The sequence below is a fragment of the Klebsiella sp. R390 genome (assembly GCF_051131745.1).
Classification (GTDB): domain Bacteria; phylum Pseudomonadota; class Gammaproteobacteria; order Enterobacterales; family Enterobacteriaceae; genus Klebsiella.
In genome coordinates, this window is sequence record NZ_CP180445.1 from 4,595,044 (window position 1) to 4,616,205 (window position 21,162).

A 21,162-nucleotide genomic window follows, 5' to 3' on the forward strand; every position below is an offset into this window, starting at 1 on the left:
TTGACGCGAGACCGTTGCCGCACGGGAAACTACCTACATATCAATAACGTTGCCTCTTGGTAAGTTCAGAGACTTGCGCATGGCGGCGATAACCTCCGTTGGTTTGAGCAGCAACGAGTTAATACAGACATTCAGAATACGGCAACCCTCAAAGCGTGAAGGATTATCGATAGTAATATCGGACGCGATGATGGTGAGTTCCGATTCGAAAATATCCTTATCGGTAATTGGATTCTTAAGTCCCAGTACGCCCTGGGTCTCGATTTTGATCGCAAAGTGATACTGCTTAGCCAGCTTTTCCAGCTGTTCTGCGGCCATATAGGTATGCGCCACGCCGGTAGCGCATGCGGTCACCGCTACAATATGCAGATTGCGTTCGCTGGAGAAAGGCTGAATCTCATCTCTTGTTGCACGAGTGGTCATGATCTTGCTCCCTTATTTTTGCGGCGGTACTCAAGCGGCGTACAATCGTTAATATCGCGAAACACCTTGCAGAAATAGTTCGTATCCGTGAAACCGCACTTTTCTGAAACTTCGTTGATTTTCATAGTGGTATTGGTTAGCAGCGTTTTTGAACGCGAAATGCGGGCTAACTTGAGATATTCATTAAATTTCACGTCTGACTCCTTCGAAAACAGACGCGACAGATAGCCAGGGGAAATATTAAACGTTTCGGCGACGCTTTCCCGGCTAATGTCCGTGTGGTAGTGACTATCGATATAGCTCTTTATTTCATCCAGCAGAGAGAAGGGACCCCGCTGGTTATTCAGGCCATCGGTAATTTGATACAACAGGTCGTTAATCAGCGCATAGACCACGTGGGCAAAGGTCTCGCTGGTGTTATCCTGCGACCACGCCAGCGATTCGGCCAGGTCGAGAAGCCGGTCGCGAACCGTACTGCTGGAGTTTTGCAGGTTGTACTTTTCCACTTCTTTAAACTGCGTGCCGTCCCAGTTGCTGATGCTGAAACCAACGTCTTGCTTCCAGAAGACTATCGACATGCAGATAACCGGGCTTTCCCACAGCGGCGAGTTCCAGCTGTTGGTGGGAATGTAGGTGATGGTGCCGACCGGGCGTTCATATTTCACGATGCGGTCCACGCCTTTCGGCAGCAGCATGCTGAGCGTGCCCTTTACCGTCAGCTCAATGCGCGGAACATGCAGATGGTAGGCCATCGCCGGGGCCGGTGTATTGCCGTTAGCCACCATGATGCCCTTGTCTATCGAGCCCTGAGCGCTGAATTCGCTGAGAATAGATTGAATAAACGTAGCCATATTATGCCCGAGGTTTGATAACGGTCTTCAGGATTTTCACCGCAAAGGCGGTGGTGATAGTCCCGGCAACCACCGAAACGATGTAGCCAAAATGGTTGCTGACTACCGGTAATACGATAAGCCCGCCCCAGGGGGCGGCGTTGGTTGCGCCAAACCATAGTGAAAGGATTGCCGCAACCGCGCTGCCAAGCATAATTGCCGGGATAACCCGCACCGGATCCGCCGCCGCAAACGGAATTGCCCCTTCTGTAATCCCCATAAAGCCCATAATCACTGCAGGCTTACCGGCTTCTCGCTCCACATCATTAAAAATGTCTTTAAACAGAAATGTTGCCAGCGCCAGCCCCAGCGGCGGCGTACAGTCGGCAGCAGCGACTGCCGCCATCAACTGCGGGTTCGTTGAAATCAGGGCAACGGCAAAGAAAAACGCGGTTTTATTCATTGGGCCGCCCATATCGACGGCGATCATGCAGCCCAGGATGGTGCCAAGGATAATAAATGACGCTCCCTGCATATTGCCAAGCCAGACGCTAAGCCACTTCATCAGCCCGGCAATAGGGTCGCCAATGATGTAATACACCGCCATGCCGGTGAGGAATGTGCCGATAAGTGGAATAATAAATATCGGTAATACCATGCGCAGAAAATGGGGGATCCTGAGCCGCGCGATCAGGTTCAGCAGGACATAGACCACCAGCCCGGCAATAATCCCGGAGAGCATGCCGCCTAAAAATCCGGCACCCATCTGATAAGCCATCAGGCCACCAATGGCGCCGGGCGCGATGCCTGGTTTATCGACCATCGAATAAGCGATAAACCCTGACAAGATAGGGATAAACAGGGTTAAGCCAGCCATACCAATTTGCGACATGGCCTTCAGGAAACCATGGTCCGGTACTGCGGCTTCACCGTTAAACATCACCGCGAGTGCCAACAAAACGCCGCCGGCGACGACAAACGGGATCATGTAGGAGACGCCGGTCATAAAATGTCGTTTAGTTGTTTTTAATAGTTTTAACATGTCAGCCTCATAACATTTGCTGCTCAGAAGGCCAGAGTTCTGGATATCAGCGTGTAAAGCGCGTTCGGGCTTTTTGCCGCTTTAATTTGGCTGACAAATTCATCATTCATGAGCATGCGCGCCAGGGTGGAGAAGTACTTCATATGCTCGTTACCCTGCGCGGATTTGCTAATCGTCAGCATAAAGAGGGTATCGACCATCACGCCTCCCCATGCGATAGGTTGTCTGAGCGTGGCAATAGTGACGGCGGATTCCATGACTGCGTCCGTTTGGGCATGGGGGATCGCAAAGCCCGAGCCAACGACTGTAGGAAAAGGTACTTCGCGAGCCCAGATATCACTGCAGAGCTTGTCACGTGCATTAGTGCGCTGCTGAAGCCACAGGTTATCAACCATCATTTTGATTGCCTCGTTTTTATCAGCGGCGTCAATCCCCCATAAAACCATCTCTGGCGATAGCAGTGGTTGTTGTGCCGCACTCACGCTCGAATTTTGTAATGCGGCTTTGAACTGCTGTGCGTCGTGATTTTGCAAAAGATTATGCGCCAGCCCCCGGCAATCTCCGGCACTGAGTTTGCCCAGGGCGTGCTTAATCCCCGGAATCGCGGTGCAGTTCATACTCAATTCATCAAAGCCAATACCGACAAGCAGCGGGAGAATAGTTTCGTCGGCAGCGAGTTCGCCGCACAGCCCGACTGGTTTACCGGCGCGATGAGCCTCGCTAACTGCGAACTGCAGGGCGCGTAAAAACGGTGGGGTGCAACTGTCGTAAAGCGTTTTTACCTGGGCATTCCCCCGGTCTGCGGCGAAAAAGTATTGCGTCAGGTCATTACTACCCACGCTGAAGAAATCAGCATGTTCTGCTAGCTCCTCCATAGAGAAGAGTACCGAAGGTACCTCCAGCATAATGCCGAGAGTTATCTCTTCATCAAATGCTAACCCCTTGCGGCGCATCTCCTGCTTGACCGATTCCAGCACCTCACGACACCAGATAAGTTCTTCCACCCGTGAGATCATCGGCAGCATAATTTTGGCTTTACCTGCTGCTGAGGCGCTCAGAATAGCCTTCAACTGGGCGGAGAAAAGGTCGCGATATTGCGGATAGGTACGTACTGCCCGGAAACCAAGAAACGGGTTTTCTTCATTATCGACGCTAAGGTATTCAACCGGCTTATCACCGCCGATATCGAAGGTGCGGAAGATAACGGGCTTTCCCCCTGCCAGAGTCACAACCTGTTTATACAGGTCCGTCAGTTCAGCGCAGGAGGGCGGGCAATCGCGGCCCATATATGTCATCTCGGTGCGAAACAGGCCAATGCTTTCTGCACCGTTTTCAAAGGCCGCCTGCGCTTCGGCAAGGCTCGAAATATTAGCTGCTACCTCTACGCGATGCCCGTCACGGGTTCTTGCGGGTGCTAAAGCATTTTCCTGCAGCCGCTGCTGCATTTCCTGCTGGACGGAAATTTCATGACGGTAGTAGCGCAGAACTTTCTCATCCGGATGAGTAATCAGGATCCCCGGCTCACCATCAATGATTATCAGTTGATCGACATCGATCCCCAGCGATGAAAAATCGATATCCGCCAGGGTTGGGATACCTGACGAACGGGCCAGAATGGCCGTATGAGAGGTTTTCCCCGTAGAGGACAGCACCAGACCTGCAAGGTGTCTGCGGTTCAGCGCCAGAAACTGGTTGGGGGTCAGGTGGCTGGCGAAAACAATCGTCGGTTCATTTAGCAAAGGCGGGTGATAAGCCAGGGCTTGTTCGCCATAAACCGCGCTGATGAGCTGTGTAGCAATATCGAGAATATCCAGTGTGCGCTCCTGCAGATACTGGCTAGGTGAGCGCTCAAGCTGATGGCAAAAGTCAAGAGACGCCTGCGCGATGGCCGACCAGGAGTTCATGTTGTTGTTCAGATAACCGATCGCGCTATTCTGAAATGCGATGTCGGTTATCAGAGAGAGATGCGCCGCAATAAGGTCGTGCTCAATACCCTGGGTTTTTCCGAGAGCAGCTTCTTGCTTTAAGCGTAATGCATCTAAACCGGCCAGAAGGCGGGCTCTTTCGCTTTCAATATTGCCGGTGTGCCCTGGATTGCGGGCGATAATATCGGTGAAAGCCAGACTCTGCATAACCTGTGGCCTGGCAATGGCGGCACCCTTATTGATGCGGGTTCCCTGAATCACCTGTGGGTTCAACTCCCGAAGGCAGCGGGGCAGATAGCCCTGCATGGTTACAGGTTCCGGCTCAAGGCTAAAGGTTGGAAGGTCGGAAAGCAGCGTGCGCAGCTGGGCTGCGGCCTGTTGTTCATCCTCTCCGCTAAGGGTGATGCGGCATGTATCGTTTAACAGTGTGTCACTGGCAATCAGCGAGAGGGCGCTTTTCGCATTTGCCAGCAGTCCCGTACGGGTATTTTCCCAGTCGATATCGGCCTGGAACAGATTACATAGCCTCGCGATGTATCCGGCAGGCCGGGCATGAACACCTTCATAGAGCTCACATATATAGGTTATAACCACCGCCATCTCGACTCCTGAATGCTTTTGCGCGCGTCAACGTGTTGCCGATCTCGCTATCTTTCCCTTTTCGCAATGGCGATGACATAGTAAAAAAGTGACCTTTTCTTAAAAATAGTCACCTGATTGTGATTTTGTGACTTTTGTCATGTTTATCGTGATTGGAATTAACAGTTACTTATTTGATTTATTTCATTTTTTGTTTTTGGCGTTTGGGGTTGAGTTTGCGATATTGGTCACAAATTTTGGACTGAACGGTGGGGGCATTAATATAGACGCGTGCGGGATGCAACTTCCAACGGACCTCTTGTCTCGATACCTTTCAGCCGATCGATGAAATAACGGGGTTTCCATTCCGTTACCGGTAGATGACCAATTACTGGATCAGATCTGATCGTCCAGGCTGGCAAGCAGGTTGTCCGCAATGTTTATGGATAAATCCATCATTAACAGAAACAAGTCCTGCTCAGCCATGTGATTGTTGATACCAACATAGTGGGCTGCGTTAAAAACGTTTTTCCCATTCGATGGGACGATGATTCTCAGTTCAAAGACCCGAAACGAGATATTGGTTAAAAATGCTATTTAAAAGATTTCAGATAAAATACACAGGATAATTTATCCGGCTTTGAATATAGCGATAGATTAAAAACTATTCTGTTGCTGAACAGAACACTGGGATCTCTGTAAAGCTGGAAAACACATCCTGTAGCTATCAGCTGGGATCAGATTTCGTCTGTTATTGCTTCGAAGCCATGTCTTAGCATTATGATAGATAATGCTTTTAAGTCAAATTAAGGATCGATTAGTATTGCATCAAATTAACCAGGCTCATGACAAGGAAAAGGAAATGAATCGTCAATACAACAATGAACTGACACCGGAAGTGCTGGCAACAATGGATCAATCACCGTTTACGGTGGAACAACTGGCCGGAATGAATGATGAAACGCGGGCGCACATCTCTGACCAGCAGGAATATTGCCGTCAGCATCCTGTTAATGCCATATACCGTATTGCAGTTGATGGTAGCCTTACCAGAGATGGCGGAACAGTTCGTGCAGCATACAACGGAAACGAAATCGAACTTTCAGATGGTAGGAAGGTTAATGTTTCGCTGGTTGGTGATGATGTTGTTTACCCTGATGGGAGAACGGCGAGAATTGTCACTGGTGCGGGTAGAATGAGTGAAGTGAATGGTCGTGGTGTAGCACTGGTCAACAGCCATCTGGATAACGGAGATGAGATTATCAGCACACCGTGCGATGGACAGATGATTGTAGGTCGTATAGGAGAAAAGATGCCGGAGGATTTCCTGTTATCTGTAGAGGTGGCGTAATGGGAAATCGATCTGACTGTTATGGAAGAGGAACAGCACTTGAGGGTGATAAAACAACCACGGGTGCTGAATGCATTGCCTCAATGTCCAATGATACTGAACATGGGCGCAGAGTTGTTCGCGTTGGGGATAAAACAACCCCCTGTCCTAAATGCGGTGAGGTAGGGGTTATCGTATCCGGTGAACCCCGTGATACCAATAATGGAAAAATAGCAGCAGTGGATGGTTCAATCGTGCGCTGTGCCTGCCCTTCCGGGTCTAACTGGATTATTGCGCCAGCAGGACAATGGGTTGGCAGAGGCCCGGATCCTTCTATTGCGGCCCTTGCAGCACTGGTTGCTGAACGTAAGGCCGCAGAAGAAGAAAGAACTAAACAACTGGCTGAAGAGCGTGACCGCCATCGGGTATTCGCCAAATCCTGCCTTCGTGGTGAGGGCTGTAATGATGTCGGAGAAGATCAGGAGCCTCATACCAATTTTGCTTCAATGGCATTTTATCAGTCTGTTCCTTCTGCCGATCCAGCTTCCGATACTGATGTTCCCCAACATGCTCAGACCGCCAAGAAAAAGAAACCTGTAGACGATATACCGAAACCGAAAAAGCGAAGTGCCCTGTATAAATGGCTGAACGGTGATCACGAAGAAATCGAATATCAGCGGGCAACGGCTGCAGCTACAAGTGCTGCTAATGCTCAAATGGCTGTTGAAGGTGCCAGCGTTCTTGGGTTGGTAGGCGGAAATGCCATTACGTCAGGAACGTGGGCAGTAAAACTTGGTGAGATGGCTACAGGAATTGGAAGGATTGCTGCCAGTGGCCCCGGTGCCCCCATCGCAGCAGCCGTGTTGGGAATGATGCCCGGCAGGCTCAATGACGGTGAACAGGATTTTATTGACCGCATGAGACTTGAGCAAATGCGTGAAGCGCCAAGCCGTGTGCGTTATACATGGGAACAAGATGATAAAGGTAATCCTGTTCCTCATGGCTGGCATACGCCACCCGGTAAAGATATGGTGCGTGTGCGCAAAATGGAGTGGGACAGCACCCGAAAGGCATATACGTTCACCACAGAGGAAGATCCACGTATCACCATCATCTGGACGCCCGACAGTTCAGTTGTCAATGTTCCTTCAAATACAGGCAACCAGAACCCGGTACGGATACCTAATCCGGTAGTTGTTGATCCGTTGCCGGAAGATACCAGTATTGAAGCTACAACCACTCCGACCCTGGAAGAAAAGAATTTTGCGGATTATATTCTTATTCTGCCGTTGCCGAATATTCCACCAATATATATTTATCTGAATGCTGATCATAAATATCATGTGGCTCCAAAGGGAAATCCTCCATTACCTGCCTTCCCAGATGCTAAAACAGCTAAAAAAAGGACCCCGGTTAAGGGCGGGGGATCATTGCGTTCAAGATGGAAAGATTCTAAAGGGCGTATCTATGAATGGGATTCGCAACACGGTACGGTCGAAATTTATGATCGTTCAGGGCGCAATCATTTAGGCGAGTTTGACCCAATAACAGGTGAGCAAACTAAACCAGCAGATCCGACAAGAAAGGTAGAAAAATGACAATTGTTTATACTATTGATGCTTTCGAACGTGTAGATGAACTACTCGTCTTCGAAATCAATATACCAAAAGAAAAACTCCCGGAAATAGCTAAAGTCATGGTTTGGACGGATGAAGACTATAGTGACTTTACTGCAGGGATCGGTGGATGGGATCTTACCAGCCAACAGGTCAAGGCAATTGAGAAAATATTGGATAAAAACTTTTTCCAAGAAGATTTGGATTTTCAAATATCAGGTGGGGAACTCTGAAATAGAGTTATCCTCGCTTTAAAGCGCGTTTTCAATTATCTATCCAACATAAGCAGCACAACACACCTTGTGTGCTGCTTCGTCCTTTATCCCTTAGAACATCCAGCCAAAGCCCCCAACTGTGGCGTTCCATTGCTGACCACGACTATCAATCAATTGATATAAAAGATCAATAATTCATCATTGATAGTTCTTGTCGATTGAAAACGGTTGATTGATCGTTATTTTAATTGTTTATATCGATCGATTTAAACGATATGACGAAAATCGAAAATAATTAAATTCTATCAATTGGTTAAACAGACTGTTTGTGGATCGGGTGTGATCCGGCTTGGAGTAGGCTCTCTTTTGCTTTCAATCCTGCCACGAACAGTCAGTTCGTTAACATTGATGGGATATGAAGATGAAAAAAATCTTACTAATGGCGGGGCTGCGTTGGTTCTGGCGGGATGCTTACACCAGTATTTGGAACCTTTAGGGGTAACGCGAAGGAACATACCAAAGCCATCGGTTAGCTTGTATTCCTTATCAAGGGATTTGGCGTTTTTTACTTTAGTATCAGTAAGTGGCATAACGGCATCCCCCGCTTGTTGATAAAAACGCAATCGAGCTACCATTACCAACATATTTACCAGCAAATGGGTATGGCTTCGAGTGGTTTTTAGTGAACGAGGGTGAACCTGAAGAAGGGGATAACCAACTGGTAGAAATGCAGAAAGCAGACGTCAGTGAACGTCTGCTTCCCTTAAATTGGCTCCTCTGACTGGACTCGAACCAGTGACATACGGATTAACAGTCCGCCGTTCTACCGACTGAACTACAGAGGAATCGTGTGAACGAGGCGCATACTACTGGCCCGGCATTTTTGTGTCAACACTAAAATTAAGCCACTGATTCAAATGGCTAAATTTAAGTCAAACCGTTGTTTTAGTGCACAACCTGGCTATCATCGCCATCCAGCAGGCCATTTTCACGTAATCGTTGCAACGGATCCTGGCGATAGAAATGGCAAAAACGCTGCCACAGCGCCGGGAAGCGCGGAGCAAACAGCTCTGGCGCGCTAAAGAAATATTCTGACAGTACCGCAAAGCATTCGGCAGGGTCGGTTGCTGCATAGGCGTCAATACTGGCGGCGCTTTCACCCACCAGATCGATCTCATCCTGAATATTATTCATCGCAGCGTGGAGGTCATGCTCCCACCCGGCAACTTCGCGTAGAGGGATCAACGGCACCCCGCTGGCGCGATCGCCATTTCGTGTATCCAGCTTATGCGCGACTTCATGCACGATCAGATTAAAGCCGGAGGCGTCGAAGGAGTCCTGAATATCAAGCCAGTTGAGAATAATCGGCCCCTGTTGCCAGCTCTGCCCGGACTGAACGACCCGTTGGTTATGGACGAGGCCAATGTCATCTTCCCATTCATCATCAACAACAAATGGGGCAGGGTAGATCAGCACCTCGTGGAAACCATCAAGCCATTCAATACCTAACTGAAGTACCGGCAGGCAGAACAGCATCGCGATACGGGCGGTGTGGACCGGCTCAAGCTCAAGACCTTGCAGAGGGACCAGGCGTTTTTGTTGTAGAAAACGTGCTGCCAGCTGCACCAGTTCCCGCTGCTCTTGCGCGGAAAGATTGGCTAAAACAGGAATGGCAAGCGCTTGTTCCCATGGTATTTTCGTGTTGCCGGACTCTTCATCTACTTTCCAGGGCCATTTAAACATCATATTGCTCGCAAAGTCGTCACTTGAACGGATTTAAAGAGACAGGAACTATTAAAATGCCAAAGAACCTGGCATTATAGCCACCTCAGCGGAGAGATGCCGGAGCGGCTGAACGGACTAGTCTCGAAAACTAGAGTAGGGGCAACTCTACCGGGGGTTCAAATCCCCCTCTCTCCGCCACTTCTTCCCTTACCTTCCTGATTTAAAAAACATTTAACTCTACGCTTTTGTCCTGCATACCATTCTGTATGTCAATAAGCAGCGGCGTTTGCCGGACAGGATCGGGCATTTCCCTCATCCGTATAAGTTATCACTTCGCTATCACCCAAGGTAGCGGTTTGCCAGTATCTCCTTCATTCTGTGAACTTAGTCGTGTGAATCCATCCGTGAAGCATTCATTTAAAAATGTGCCATCGACAGCGAATTTGCCGTAGGTGTTCTCTGAATCACCTCGTGCATGCACGGGGCTTAAGTCTCTCTTGCTCTTCAACGACCACCGGCAGGTACAGACATGCTGGCGGCATGCATATCTATATGATGTTGTCGCGATAACACACTGAATACACGCCCAATCGATACTATTTAATCGCGCGTAATGTCTTTGCTGGCAAATACTTCACTAAATGTGAACCTAGTCATGATATTCAACGGATGACATACCTAAAAAATGGCTTTGCTTAGCAAAGCGTCAACCTCTCTGACGTATAAATGCGTGGGCAATGCAATAACCAATTGATTTTTAGTATTTTATTTTGTTGTGAGTTATCAGGGTATAAGGAAATATTACTTATTGATTTAGTGAAGTAACCTTTTGCTGCACGCTATTTTACCCAGATGTCTTCTGTTGCACTCTTTTTCTCTCAGGGTAATCCGCTCCCGTCGCGGAGCAACAGACAGAGGACACTATGGCGCATCAAATTGATTCGTTTCCGGAAAGGGTAATGGCGGAAGGTGATGATGGGGTTGAGATAGCTGTCGCTGCGTATCATCTCAGCGATGCGAATACGCTCAGGAATGACGTGGCTGAAGTACAGTCGGCTGCCCAGCAACTGGTGGCGGCTTTTGCACGTAACGATACGCAGGCGTACTTTGCGTCATTTACCGAAGATGCCACCTTTGTGCTTCATAACCTTGAACTGCCATTACGTTCCCGCCATGCCTGGTACACACAGTGGACTAACTGGCAGGCGGAAGGGTTCTCCATCCTCGACTGCGTGTCCAGCAACACACATGTGCAGGTCTGTGGCGAGGTAGCGATCTTCTTTCATGATGTCGACACGCGCATACAGGTCGATGGTCAGCAAAGCCTGCTGACGGAGCGGGAAACCATTATTTTCCGTCGCACCTCACAGGGCTGGTTAGCCTGCCACGAACATCTGTCACCCCGTCTCTGAAATCACACGGATGCATCTATGACATCCTCTGAGGTCATCATGTCAGAATCTACAAGCAAGATTGAAATGTTTGGCATTGAGCAAATTCCGGATGCGCGACGTGATGCGACGCCGCTGGATCTTTTCCGCCTGACGTTTGGTGGGGCGAATACCTTTGCTACTGCTGTACTGGGGAGTTTCCCGGTCCTCTTTGGCCTCTCTTTCCAGGCGGGTTTGTTGGCGATCGTCGCGGGTGTCGTCATTGGCGGGCTCATCCTGGCGCCGATGGGGGTGTTTGGAACCATCAATGGTACCAATAATTCGGTCTCATCCGGCGCGCATTTTGGCGTCCACGGGCGGATTATCGGCTCATTTTTATCTCTCCTGACAGCCGTTGCTTTTTTTTCTCTCTCGGTATGGAGCTCAGGCGACGCTCTGATCGGCGGGACCCATCATCTGCTCGGTATGGCGGAAAACGATGTCACTTTAGGTATGGCTTACGGGTTGTTCGCCGTATTGGTGTTGATTGTTTGTATCTATGGTTTCCGCTTTATGCTGTGGATAAACAAAATCGCCGTTTTTGCGTCCAGCCTCATGTTCCTGCTGGGCGTTATCGCCTTTTACGGCGTCTTTGACTCGGGCTACAGCGGCAGTCTGCAACTGGGCCAGCCTGGCTTCTGGGGGGCCTTTATTGGGTCAACGCTGTTAACCATGAGCAACCCGATTTCTTTTGGGGCTTTCCTCGGTGACTGGTCGCGCTACATTCCGAAAGAGACCTCCCGGCTGCGCATTATGCTGTCGGTATTTGCAGCGCAAATCGCGACCTTGATCCCGTTCATCTTTGGCCTGTGTACCGCGACGATTGTTGCCATTCATGCGCCACAGTACATCGCCAACAATAATTATGTGGGTGGACTGCTGGCGGTAACGCCGGGCTGGTTTTTCCTGCCGGTTTGCGTGATTGCTATCATCGGCGGATTGTCTACCGGTACCACGGCGCTATATGGCACTGGCCTGGATATGTCGAGTATCTTCCCGCGCTTGCTCAGCCGCGCGCAGGCAACGCTACTGATCGGGCTTATCGCCATTGCCTTTATTTTTATTGGCCGGTTCGCTTTCAATCTGGTGCAAAGCGTATCGACTTTTGCCGTGCTGATTGTGACGTGCACGTCACCGTGGATGATCATTATGATTCTCGGCATGATCAAGTGCCGTGGAGTCTACCATAGCGACGATCTGCACGTGTTTTCACGCGGCCAGAAAGGCGGGCGCTATTGGTTCCATCATGGCTGGAACTGGCGGGGACTGGGTGCCTGGATCCCCAGCGCGATCGTTGGATTATGCCTGGTGAATATGCCGGGACAGTTTGTCGGCCCGCTCGGTAATCTGGTCGACGGCATTGACGTCAGCCTGCCGGTGACGCTTGGCATGGCGGCATTACTCTACCTCATGTTGTTACGTGCTTTTCCTGAGCCAACCGTCCATAACGGCGTATCGACCTCTACGCACAGGGTGCAGGCACAAGGCGGTGTTCAGTGAGCGAAGAAATGGTAATGCCGATCCGGCCGGTTTATATCAACGGTCAGTGGGTTCAGGGCAGAGGCAATCTCAGAAAGGTTTTCGAACCAGCGACGGCTCAGCATTTTGCCACTGTATCCATGGCTGCAGCGGCAGATATTGATGCTGCAGTTTCTGCTGCGCGGGCGGCCTTTCCCGGCTGGCGTGATACACCATCGGCGGGGCGGGCCAGCATGTTGCGGGGCTTTGCTCAGCAGCTGGAATTGCGGCGCGATGCGCTACTGGCGATACAGATCCGCAATAATGGAAAACCGCGCCATGAGGTGGAAGTCGACCTTAATGATGCGATCGCGACATTTTCATATTACGCGGATCTCGCCGATGGTCTGGATGAGCGACAGGGAATGGAGGTCGCTTTACCGGCACCTGGTTTTACAGCGCAGATAAGATATGAGGCTATCGGGGTGGTCGCACTGATTGTGCCGTGGAATTTCCCGCTGGTGACCAGTGCCTGGAAAATCGCACCGGCGTTGGCTGCCGGTTGCACCGTAGTCCTCAAAACCTCGGAAATTACGCCGCTTGCCGAACTGGAATACGGCACGATTGCCGAGAGCCTCGGCTTGCCGCCAGGGGTACTTAATATTCTTAGTGGAGAGGCGGAGTGCGGGAGTCGGTTGAGCCAGCATGACGGTATCGATAAGCTCTCCTTTACCGGGAGTACCGCGACCGGCAGCCATGTGATGACCGCTGCGGCGGCAAGGTGCCTGCCGGTGACACTGGAACTCGGCGGCAAATCACCCATCATTGTCTTCGATGACTGCGATGTGGAGCGGGCCGTCGAGTGGATTATGGCTGGTATCACATGGAATGCCGGGCAAATGTGCTCTGCGACCTCGCGTTTGCTGGTGCAGGACGGTATTGCTGAGGTCCTGTATATGCGGTTAGCGGCAGCCATGCAGGCTTTAGTCGTTGGCGATCCCGGGTACGACACGGTGGAGATGGGGCCGCTGACCAGCGAAGCACAATGGCGTAAAGTGCAGTCATATTTCGCTGCGGCCCGCGATGAGCAACTCGCCTGTCTGGCCGGAGGGGAGCCGCTATCCCGTGAAGGATGGTTTGTTGCACCGACTTTTTATGCCGACGTTCCCTTAACCAGCAGGCTCTGGCGGGAAGAGATATTTGGCCCGGTGCTCTGCGCTCACCGCTTCAGCGATGAGGCCGAAGCTATCCGACTGGCTAACGATTCTGACTATGGGTTAGTGGCCACCGTCGTCAGTGGCGATACCGTTCGCGCCCGGCGCGTCGCCCGTCAGCTGGATGTGGGGCACGTCTGGATTAATTCCGTGCAGGCTGTTTTTGTCGAAACGTCGTGGGGGGGGACCAAAGGCAGCGGTATTGGCCGGGAACTCGGGCCGTGGGGATTATCGTCATACCAGTCCGTAAAGCATATCGTCGAGGACGTGAGCACGGGGCGGTAGCGACTGCTTGCAAAGCTTCCGGTGATAGGGTGGATAGGGAAGAGGTCACGCGACGAAAAAGCCCGCGCATGCGCGGGCTTAAAGCAGAGGTTGTTGCAGCATCAGAACTGGTAGACGATACCTACAGCAAACTGATCGTCAGTGGCGGCGCCAGTGTAATAGTGGTCTCTTTCGTCAAGCAGGTTAAATTTGTAAGCAGTGTAGACGTTGAAGTTTTTGTTGAAGTAGTACCAGGTACCCAGTTCAACATAGTTCTTCATATCGGCATTATGGCCATTGTTATTCCCAAGGTCCTTACCTCTGGTGTAAACATAACCAAGAGAAGGGCGCAGACCGAAATCGAACTGATACTGAACAACGGCTTCAATACCCTGCGCTTCGTTGGTGACGATACCATTTGCCATCGGGGTCATATTATGGGATTCAGCATACATCACCGCGGCATAGAGGCTGTTGGCGTCATATTTCGCCGCGATGCTCCAGATTTCTGCCGATTCGCCTTTACGATCCGCAGACTGTTCGTGAGTACGGTCTGAGTTGCCGTAAGCGGCAGCAAAGCCGAATCCGTCGATACTGTAGTCCACAGACAGGCTATAGCCGTCGCCGTTAGACTTTAATGTGCTGTTATTGTTATTTTTTCCTTGATACTGCAAGCCGAAATTCAGGCCATCAACCAGGCCGAAAAAGTCGCTGTTACGGTAGGTTGCGACACCGACAGTACGGCTGGTCATAAAGTTGTCAGTATGAACCACTCCATCGCCACCCCATTCAACTAACATGTCGGTATAACCTAAGGCATCGTAAATCAGGCCATAGTTGCGGCCATAATCAAATGAGCCGTAGTCGGCATATTTAAGTCCTGCGAAGGCCAGGCGGGTTGCGGTTCCCTGGTCGCCTTCTTGCCTATTGGCTTTGATGTTATACTCGAACTGACCATAGCCGGTCAGTTCGCTGTTGATCTGTGTTTCACCTTTTACGCCAAAACGCGCGTAAGACGTGTCCTCAGAATTATGGTCACTATCATCGTCATCGGTATTGGTGATAATGTGTTCACCCACCATTTTTCCGTAAAAATCCAGTTTATTTCCGTTTTTATTATAAATTTCCGCTGCGTTAACGGTGCCAGCGATGATTAAAGCGGGTACCAGAATGGCCAGAGCTTTTCTTTTCATTATAAATTCCCTTTGTATTATCATTAACGTAAATAATTGAATGTCATTCAAAAGCAATTTAATACTATCGATAAGGTTCATTTTAATTTAAATTTAAAATGCAAGTAATCTATTTCAAATATTGCAAAGTGTTACATTTTGAATGTTTATATTTTTAATGTATGGGTTTTGATTTAACTATTTTTGATGATTATTGGTTTTATAACATTGGCTTATGGTTGAATTTATGGGTGTCGTGTTGTGTTGATTAAATTCACTTTGACTATTATTTTGGTGTGAGATATTGCTGTTGTTTATTTGGCGGGCGAAATGTGAATTCATATGTGAAATATTTCCTGCCTCAGCGTTAAGCGTGGAGTGGAAATAATATGTACACTTCCTGCTGCCTGTTTTTCACAGCCCATGATATTGCGGTGTCGTCTGTATCCCTTCACAACCAGGCGACGTATTGCCGCTCATCCCTCGAGAAAAGGGGCTTTCTGGTCTCAGAAGATGCTGTTTCATCACCTTTTTCACAGTATAATGTGACGCTCGTCACCTTTTTGGCGTGCGCTGATGTTTCGTCTTCACATTCAGTAAAAGGAGAACGGGTAATGGAAGGGAAAGCGAAACGGGGCCCTGGTGGGAAGCTTGCACTGTGGGTTTTTTATGCCTTTTGCGGTTATTTCATCTGGGCGATGCTGCGTTACTGGTGGGTTGTCGGCAGGATCCAAAGTTCGCCCGGTACGGTGATTGATGGTGATTTGGGATCAACTACCGGTAAGTGGATCGGAGCTTTGCTTGGATTCCTCGTTCTCGGTCTCGTTGGGGCCGTCCTGGGAGCTATCGCCTGGTATACCCGACCTGGCGCCAGGACCTATGAATATCGTGAATAAAGTTGCTATGCTCAGCGCAGACCTTTTCTCTGAGGAATACGCATGGCATTGCTTGACTGGCAGCAACGATTTGAAAACTGGCTAACCGGACACCATTCGCAGGGCGACTCCGCCCACGATATTTCGCACTTCCGGCGTGTCTGGGGAACCGCGCAACGACTGGCCGAAGCACGCCAGGTTGACCATCTTGTTATTCTGACCGCCTGTTATTTCCATGACATTATCAGTCTGGCGAAAAACCACCCCGAGCGTAGCCGTTCGTCGGTGATGGCGGCAGAAAAAACGCTGGAGATTCTCCAGTCGTCGTTTCCTGACTTTCCGAGGGAACGCTATGCTGCCGTGTACCATGCCATTGAAGCGCACAGTTTCAGCGCCGCGATCCCTACGCGTAGTGAAGAGGCCAAAATTGTCCAGGATGCTGACCGCCTGGAGGCCTTAGGCGCCATTGGGCTGGCCCGTGTCTTCGCCGTTTCCGGGGCATTAAATAACATCTTGTTTGATGCCGATGATCCCTTCGCGGACAGACGTGAACTGAATGACAAAAAATATGCCCTGGACCACTTTCAGTGCAAGCTGCTGCGTCTGCCTGAAACCATGCAAACAGAGAAAGGGAAAGAGATGGCGCGACACAACGCGCGTTTTCTCGTGCAGTTTATGGCTAAACTCAGCGCCGAGCTTCAGGGGGACCCGTTGTCGATGGATGAGGCGGTTTTAAGGCGCTTTGACCCACAGGCCTGAAACTGGCCACGCTATTTGTGGTAATCTCTGCAAAAATGTCCGGGTTGGTTGAGGTTATGCCGCAAAATTTATCTAAGGAAGAGAGCCTCGCTGTGCCTCTCGAACATTCCGCTCAGGCCGCGCAGGCGCTGTTACGCCGGCTGATGGCTGTCTATGATGTCAAAACGCTGGTGGCGCAACTGCTGGCCGTCGGCGACAGGCACTGGAGCCCGGCAATATTAAAACGCGTTGCGACGGTTGAGCGAGCGGCCAGTCGGATAACCGCGAAAGAGTACGCGCATCTGTCGACGCTGCTGCCGTCACCGCCGGCCCACCATCCTGACTATGCCTTCCGTTTCGTCGACCTCTTTGCCGGTATTGGCGGCATCCGTAGCGGTTTTGAGTCCATTCGCGGACAGTGTGTTTTCACCAGCGAGTGGAATAAACATGCGGTACGGACCTACAAAGCCAACTGGTATTGCGATCCGCAGCAGCATCGTTTCAATGACGATATTCGCGATATCACGTTGAGCAACCGGCTGGATGTCAGTGACGATGACGCCGCGCAGCACATTCGCGACGTTATTCCGCAACACGATGTCTTACTGGCAGGTTTTCCCTGCCAGCCCTTTTCTCTGGCCGGAGTCTCGAAAAAAAATGCTCTCGGTCGGGCCCACGGATTTGCCTGCGAAACTCAGGGGACACTGTTTTTTGATGTTGTCAGGATCATTGCTGCCCGCAAACCGCCGATTTTTGTCCTCGAGAACGTCAAAAATCTGAAAAGCCATGATCAAGGGCGGACCTTCCGCATTATCATGCAGACCCTTGATGAGTTGGGTTATGTTGTCTCCGATGCCGGACACAGCGGCCCGGACGATCCGAAAGTGATTGATGGCCGCCATTTCTTACCTCAGCATCGCGAGCGTATTGTACTGGTCGGTTTTCGCCGTGACCTGCAGCTGCATGAGGGGTTCACCCTTCGCGATATCGCCTCGCTGTATCCTTCCGCACGCCCGACCTTTGGCGAGCTGCTGGAGCCGACGGTCGATGCTAAATTTATCCTGACGCCGGTGCTCTGGAAGTACCTCTATAACTATGCGCGCAAGCATCAGGCGCTGGGGAATGGGTTTGGTTACGGGTTAGTTGATCCGCAGAATCCACACAGCGTGGCGCGGACGCTGTCTGCCCGTTACTACAAGGATGGCGCCGAGATCCTGATCGATCGTGGCTGGGACCGTCCGCTGGGTGAAAAGCACTTCGATGATCCGCAAAACCAGCAGCGTCGCCCCCGGCGTTTAACCCCGCGGGAGTGCGCGCGCTTAATGGGGTTTGAAACACCTCAAGGGTATCGCTTCCGTATTCCTGTTTCCGATACCCAGGCCTATCGCCAGTTTGGTAACTCGGTGGTGGTGCCGGTGTTTGCCGCCGTGGCGAAACTGCTGGCGCCGCGCATTGCCCAGGCCGTCGCGCTGCGCAAAGCTGAGGAAAATGACGCTGGACGTCCACGATAAAGCCACACGCAGCAAAAATATGCGTGCCATCGGTCAGCGCGATACGGCGATCGAAAAGCGGCTTGCGGCGCTACTCTCGCAGGCCGGGTTTGCCTTTACCGTGCAGGATGCCGCGTTGCCAGGCCGGCCGGATTTTGTTGTCGAAGCGTATCGCTGCGTGATTTTTACCCACGGCTGTTTCTGGCACCATCATAATTGCTATCTGTTTAAAGTACCGGCAACGCGTACTGAGTTCTGGCTGGATAAAATTGGCAAGAACGTCACGCGGGATCGGCGCGACATGGCTCTTTTACAGGCGCAAGGGTGGCGGGTGCTGATCGTGTGGGAGTGCGCATTGCGCGGGCGCGGTAAGCTGAGCAATGAAGCGTTGATTGAACGCCTTGAAGAGTGGATCTGCGGTGGCGGTTGTCACGCGCAGATCGATACTCACGGCATTACCGGACAGGGGCCTACTTTGGCGCCTCACAAGGCGTGACTTCACGTCTGGCGGGTAACAGATATTTCCCCAACGTTACCAGCACCACGGCAAAAATAATGATCCCCAGCGCCAGCCACTCGACCGGCGACAGGTTTTCCCCCGCAAAACCGGTTCCCAGCAGGACCGCCACTACCGGATTAACGTAAGCGTAACTGGTGGCCACGGCGGGGGTGACGTTGCGAATTAAATACATGTAGGCATTGATGGCGATAAGCGAGCCAAAAATTGCCAGATAGGCCACGGCCAGGATACCGGACCATGACGGCATTTGAGTCAGGGTTTCACCTGACAGCCATGAGGCGACCGCCAGCACCAGTCCGGCGGCAAGCATTTCAATGGCACCAGCCATCATACCCGTCGGCAACTCAATGCGTGATCCGTAAACGGAACCGAACGCCCAGCTCATTGAACCAATCAGGATCAGCAGGGCGCCCCAAGGGTTGCCGCTCAGATTGCCGCCGCTATTAAGCAGAATAATCCCTGCCAGACCGATCGCGATCCCCAGCCATTCAATCTTGCGGGTGGCGATACCAAAAAAATGGCTAAAGCAGAGGGTGAAAAGCGGCACGGTCGCGACCATCACCGCGGCGATACCTGAAGGTACGTGCTGATGTTCAGCCAGGGTCACAAAACCATTGCCAACAGCGAGCAGCAGAATGCCGATCGCTGCGGCATTGAGCAACGGTTTGAGCCGGGGGAGCTTATGTCCCGTTACCAGCAGGTAGGCGAGCAGCACCGCACCGGCAGAGAGAAAACGAATGCTGGCCATCATCAGCGGAGGCCAACTGGCAACACCGATAGCAATGGCAAAGTAGGTGGAACCCCAAATAATATAAAGCGCGAACAGCGCCCCGATGAGCGGCAGAAGCTGGCGGGTAGACATACGTCCTCACGGCGGTACTGAGAAAGAAAGGAGGCATATAGTAAACGTGAAAACTATCGTGCTGGCGAGAAGTTTAATTGTAGGTAAGTTGTTAAATTTATATTGACTATTTTGCCCTCTGGGCGAAAAAGCACTTTTCACTCATACTCTATGCTGACAGGGCATCTCATCGTGGCGGCTGGAGATTGAGTGATGGCCAAAGGGATGAAGTTGTTTACCATCAATAAATGAAGGAATGTAATTTTGGCAGGAAGTAGTCTTTTAACGCTGTTGGATGATATTGCCACCTTGCTTGACGATATCTCGGTGATGGGAAAACTCGCGGCGAAGAAAACCGCCGGGGTGCTGGGCGACGATCTTTCCCTCAACGCTCAGCAGGTGAGTGGTGTTCGCGCCAACCGCGAATTACCCGTTGTCTGGGGAGTGGCAAAAGGTTCGTTCCTTAACAAAGTCATTCTGGTGCCGCTGGCACTATTGATCAGCGCTTTTATTCCGTGGGCGATCACGCCGTTGCTGATGTTGGGCGGCGCATTCCTGTGCTACGAAGGGGTCGAAAAAGTGCTGCACAGCCTGCAGTCACGTAAACACAAAGAAGACCCGCAGGCCCGCCAGCAACGTCTGGAGGCTTTGGCTGATCAGGATCCGCAGGCATTTGAACGCGATAAAGTAAAAGGGGCGATACGCACCGATTTTATTCTGTCCGCGGAAATTGTGGCGATTACGCTTGGGATTGTGGCTGATGCACCGTTGTTAAACCAGATTTTGATTCTGTCAGGGATTGCCATTCTGGTGACCGTAGGCGTGTATGGCCTGGTGGGCGTTATCGTGAAGCTGGACGATATGGGTTACTGGCTGGTGGAAAAAAGCAGCGCGGCGGCGCAATGGGTCGGTAAAGGCCTGCTGGCGGTTGCTCCGCGACTGATGAAGTTGCTCTCCGTCGTCGGCACGCTGGCGATGTTTCTGGTCGGCGGCGGGATTATTGTGCATGGCATTGCGCCGCTGCATCATGCAATCGAGCAGTTGTCGCATGGCCAGCCCGGAATTATCGCTTCGCTGTTGCCGACGGGGATCAACCTGGTACTCGGCTTTATCGTCGGTGGGGTGGTACTGGCTGGCGTGAAGATGATCGCCGGGCTGCGTAGCGCATCGCAATAACAGCAGGACACCGTTACAAAACAGATCGCAGTAATATCAGCTGGCGATTATGCAAAAATGCCCAGCGTCGTCTATGGTGAAACTGTTTCTCCCAGATGACGGACTAAAAAATGGTATTATTGGTCAGTGATGAAGTGCGGCGAAAGAACGGAGGGCCACGGATGGTGGTGACGGGCTTCGCCAATGGAATGGTCGAGTGTCGTTGGTATGACGGCTATGGCGTAAAGCGCGAGGCATTCCGTGAAGATGAGTTAGTGCGCGGGGAAGGCAGGCAGCATCACGTAACCTGAACCGCACAT

Annotated in this window: 19 protein-coding genes, 2 tRNA genes and 2 pseudogenes; 13 read left to right on the forward strand and 10 right to left on the reverse strand. The window is 51.2% G+C overall.

All coding sequences use genetic code 11. The features are described from left to right. Positions 1-33: 33 nt before the first annotated feature. The 5 genes and pseudogenes from ACMYSP_RS21440 to ACMYSP_RS21460 form a co-directional block, all read right to left on the reverse strand. Positions 34-423: a PTS fructose transporter subunit IIB gene (locus ACMYSP_RS21440; RefSeq protein ID WP_434584056.1), complete on the reverse strand. Its 390-nt coding sequence runs from the start codon at positions 421-423 to the stop codon at positions 34-36. Then, positions 420-1,274 carry a helix-turn-helix transcriptional regulator gene (locus ACMYSP_RS21445; protein WP_434584057.1) on the reverse strand — a complete coding sequence of 285 codons (855 nt, stop codon included), beginning with the start codon at positions 1,272-1,274 and terminating at the stop codon, positions 420-422. The genes ACMYSP_RS21440 and ACMYSP_RS21445 overlap by 4 nt, the downstream gene beginning before the upstream one ends. A gap of 1 nt (position 1,275) precedes the next feature. Further along, positions 1,276-2,295 (reverse strand): PTS fructose transporter subunit IIC, encoded by a 1,020-nt coding sequence (locus ACMYSP_RS21450; protein WP_434584058.1) that lies wholly within the window; start codon positions 2,293-2,295, stop codon positions 1,276-1,278. Positions 2,296-2,318: 23 nt separating this feature from the next. Further along, complete coding sequence (gene ptsP, locus ACMYSP_RS21455) at positions 2,319-4,820, reverse strand: phosphoenolpyruvate--protein phosphotransferase (protein WP_434584059.1); 2,502 nt, start codon at positions 4,818-4,820, stop codon at positions 2,319-2,321. Between the two features lie 266 nt (positions 4,821-5,086). Next, positions 5,087-5,246 (reverse strand): annotated as a pseudogene (locus tag ACMYSP_RS21460) (phage integrase central domain-containing protein); the annotation flags it as partial. A gap of 415 nt (positions 5,247-5,661) precedes the next feature. Here ACMYSP_RS21460 and ACMYSP_RS21465 point away from each other — a divergent pair. From ACMYSP_RS21465 to ACMYSP_RS21475, 3 genes are read left to right on the forward strand one after another with little or no spacing between them, the layout of a single operon-like run. Further along, complete coding sequence (locus ACMYSP_RS21465) at positions 5,662-6,150, forward strand: PAAR domain-containing protein (RefSeq protein WP_434584060.1); 489 nt, start codon at positions 5,662-5,664, stop codon at positions 6,148-6,150. Continuing rightward, positions 6,150-7,727, forward strand: coding sequence for a colicin E3/pyocin S6 family cytotoxin (locus tag ACMYSP_RS21470; RefSeq protein ID WP_434584061.1), 1,578 nt, complete (start codon positions 6,150-6,152; stop codon positions 7,725-7,727). Before ACMYSP_RS21465 ends, ACMYSP_RS21470 begins: the two co-directional genes overlap by 1 nt. Continuing rightward, the gene (locus tag ACMYSP_RS21475) at positions 7,724-7,978 is read left to right on the forward strand and encodes a pyocin S6 family toxin immunity protein (protein ID WP_434584062.1); all 255 of its coding nucleotides are present in this window, start codon (positions 7,724-7,726) and stop codon (positions 7,976-7,978) included. The genes ACMYSP_RS21470 and ACMYSP_RS21475 overlap by 4 nt, the downstream gene beginning before the upstream one ends. Positions 7,979-8,436: 458 nt before the next feature. Here ACMYSP_RS21475 and ACMYSP_RS21480 read toward each other — a convergent pair. From ACMYSP_RS21480 to mtfA, 3 genes and pseudogenes are all read right to left on the reverse strand, one after another. Continuing rightward, a pseudogene (locus ACMYSP_RS21480) lies at positions 8,437-8,550 on the reverse strand (Arm DNA-binding domain-containing protein); the annotation flags it as partial. Positions 8,551-8,729: 179 nt separating this feature from the next. After that, positions 8,730-8,805 (reverse strand) — tRNA-Asn (locus ACMYSP_RS21485). Between the two features lie 100 nt (positions 8,806-8,905). Continuing rightward, complete coding sequence (mtfA, locus tag ACMYSP_RS21490) at positions 8,906-9,706, reverse strand: DgsA anti-repressor MtfA (RefSeq protein WP_434584063.1); 801 nt, start codon at positions 9,704-9,706, stop codon at positions 8,906-8,908. A gap of 87 nt (positions 9,707-9,793) precedes the next feature. Here mtfA and ACMYSP_RS21495 point away from each other — a divergent pair. The 4 genes from ACMYSP_RS21495 to ACMYSP_RS21510 all read left to right on the forward strand — a co-directional run bounded on the left by ACMYSP_RS21495 (position 9,794) and on the right by ACMYSP_RS21510 (position 14,072). Further along, a tRNA-Ser gene (locus ACMYSP_RS21495) sits at positions 9,794-9,883 on the forward strand. 725 nt (positions 9,884-10,608) lie between these two features. Continuing rightward, on the forward strand, positions 10,609-11,097 hold the full coding sequence (locus ACMYSP_RS21500; RefSeq protein ID WP_434584065.1) for a YybH family protein: 489 nt from the start codon (positions 10,609-10,611) through the stop codon (positions 11,095-11,097). A 39-nt stretch (positions 11,098-11,136) separates the two neighbouring features. Beyond that, the gene (locus ACMYSP_RS21505) at positions 11,137-12,615 is read left to right on the forward strand and encodes a purine-cytosine permease family protein (protein WP_434584066.1); all 1,479 of its coding nucleotides are present in this window, start codon (positions 11,137-11,139) and stop codon (positions 12,613-12,615) included. Further along, positions 12,612-14,072 (forward strand): aldehyde dehydrogenase family protein, encoded by a 1,461-nt coding sequence (locus ACMYSP_RS21510; RefSeq protein WP_434584067.1) that lies wholly within the window; start codon positions 12,612-12,614, stop codon positions 14,070-14,072. Before ACMYSP_RS21505 ends, ACMYSP_RS21510 begins: the two co-directional genes overlap by 4 nt. Before the next feature lie 101 nt (positions 14,073-14,173). Here the strand turns inward: ACMYSP_RS21510 and ACMYSP_RS21515 are convergent, their stop codons facing one another. Continuing rightward, positions 14,174-15,244 carry a porin gene (locus tag ACMYSP_RS21515; RefSeq protein ID WP_434584068.1) on the reverse strand — a complete coding sequence of 357 codons (1,071 nt, stop codon included), beginning with the start codon at positions 15,242-15,244 and terminating at the stop codon, positions 14,174-14,176. 593 nt (positions 15,245-15,837) lie between these two features. On the opposite strand from ACMYSP_RS21515, the gene drpB reads away from it, so the two are divergent. The 4 genes from drpB (at position 15,838) to ACMYSP_RS21535 (ending at position 18,822) form a co-directional block, all read left to right on the forward strand. Beyond that, positions 15,838-16,119 (forward strand): cell division protein DrpB, encoded by a 282-nt coding sequence (drpB, locus tag ACMYSP_RS21520; RefSeq protein WP_434587231.1) that lies wholly within the window; start codon positions 15,838-15,840, stop codon positions 16,117-16,119. Between the two features lie 42 nt (positions 16,120-16,161). Further along, positions 16,162-16,857, forward strand: coding sequence for a phosphohydrolase (locus ACMYSP_RS21525; RefSeq protein ID WP_434584069.1), 696 nt, complete (start codon positions 16,162-16,164; stop codon positions 16,855-16,857). A 143-nt stretch (positions 16,858-17,000) separates the two neighbouring features. Next, positions 17,001-18,347, forward strand: a complete 1,347-nt coding sequence (locus ACMYSP_RS21530; protein WP_434587233.1) for a DNA cytosine methyltransferase — start codon at positions 17,001-17,003, stop codon at positions 18,345-18,347. Next, positions 18,325-18,822 carry a very short patch repair endonuclease gene (locus ACMYSP_RS21535; RefSeq protein ID WP_434584070.1) on the forward strand — a complete coding sequence of 166 codons (498 nt, stop codon included), beginning with the start codon at positions 18,325-18,327 and terminating at the stop codon, positions 18,820-18,822. Before ACMYSP_RS21530 ends, ACMYSP_RS21535 begins: the two co-directional genes overlap by 23 nt. Here ACMYSP_RS21535 and yedA read toward each other — a convergent pair. Then, the gene (gene yedA, locus ACMYSP_RS21540) at positions 18,797-19,708 is read right to left on the reverse strand and encodes a drug/metabolite exporter YedA (RefSeq protein ID WP_434584071.1); all 912 of its coding nucleotides are present in this window, start codon (positions 19,706-19,708) and stop codon (positions 18,797-18,799) included. The two genes, ACMYSP_RS21535 and yedA, sit on opposite strands and share 26 nt — an antisense overlap. Before the next feature lie 243 nt (positions 19,709-19,951). On the opposite strand from yedA, the gene ACMYSP_RS21545 reads away from it, so the two are divergent. Together ACMYSP_RS21545 and ACMYSP_RS21550 are read left to right on the forward strand one after the other, a co-directional pair. After that, on the forward strand, positions 19,952-20,863 hold the full coding sequence (locus ACMYSP_RS21545) for a DUF808 domain-containing protein (protein ID WP_434584072.1): 912 nt from the start codon (positions 19,952-19,954) through the stop codon (positions 20,861-20,863). Positions 20,864-20,973: 110 nt separating this feature from the next. Next, a complete protein-coding gene (locus ACMYSP_RS21550; RefSeq protein ID WP_123754954.1) occupies positions 20,974-21,153 on the forward strand; it encodes a YodC family protein in 180 nt (59 codons plus the stop codon). Positions 21,154-21,162: the final 9 nt, after the last annotated feature.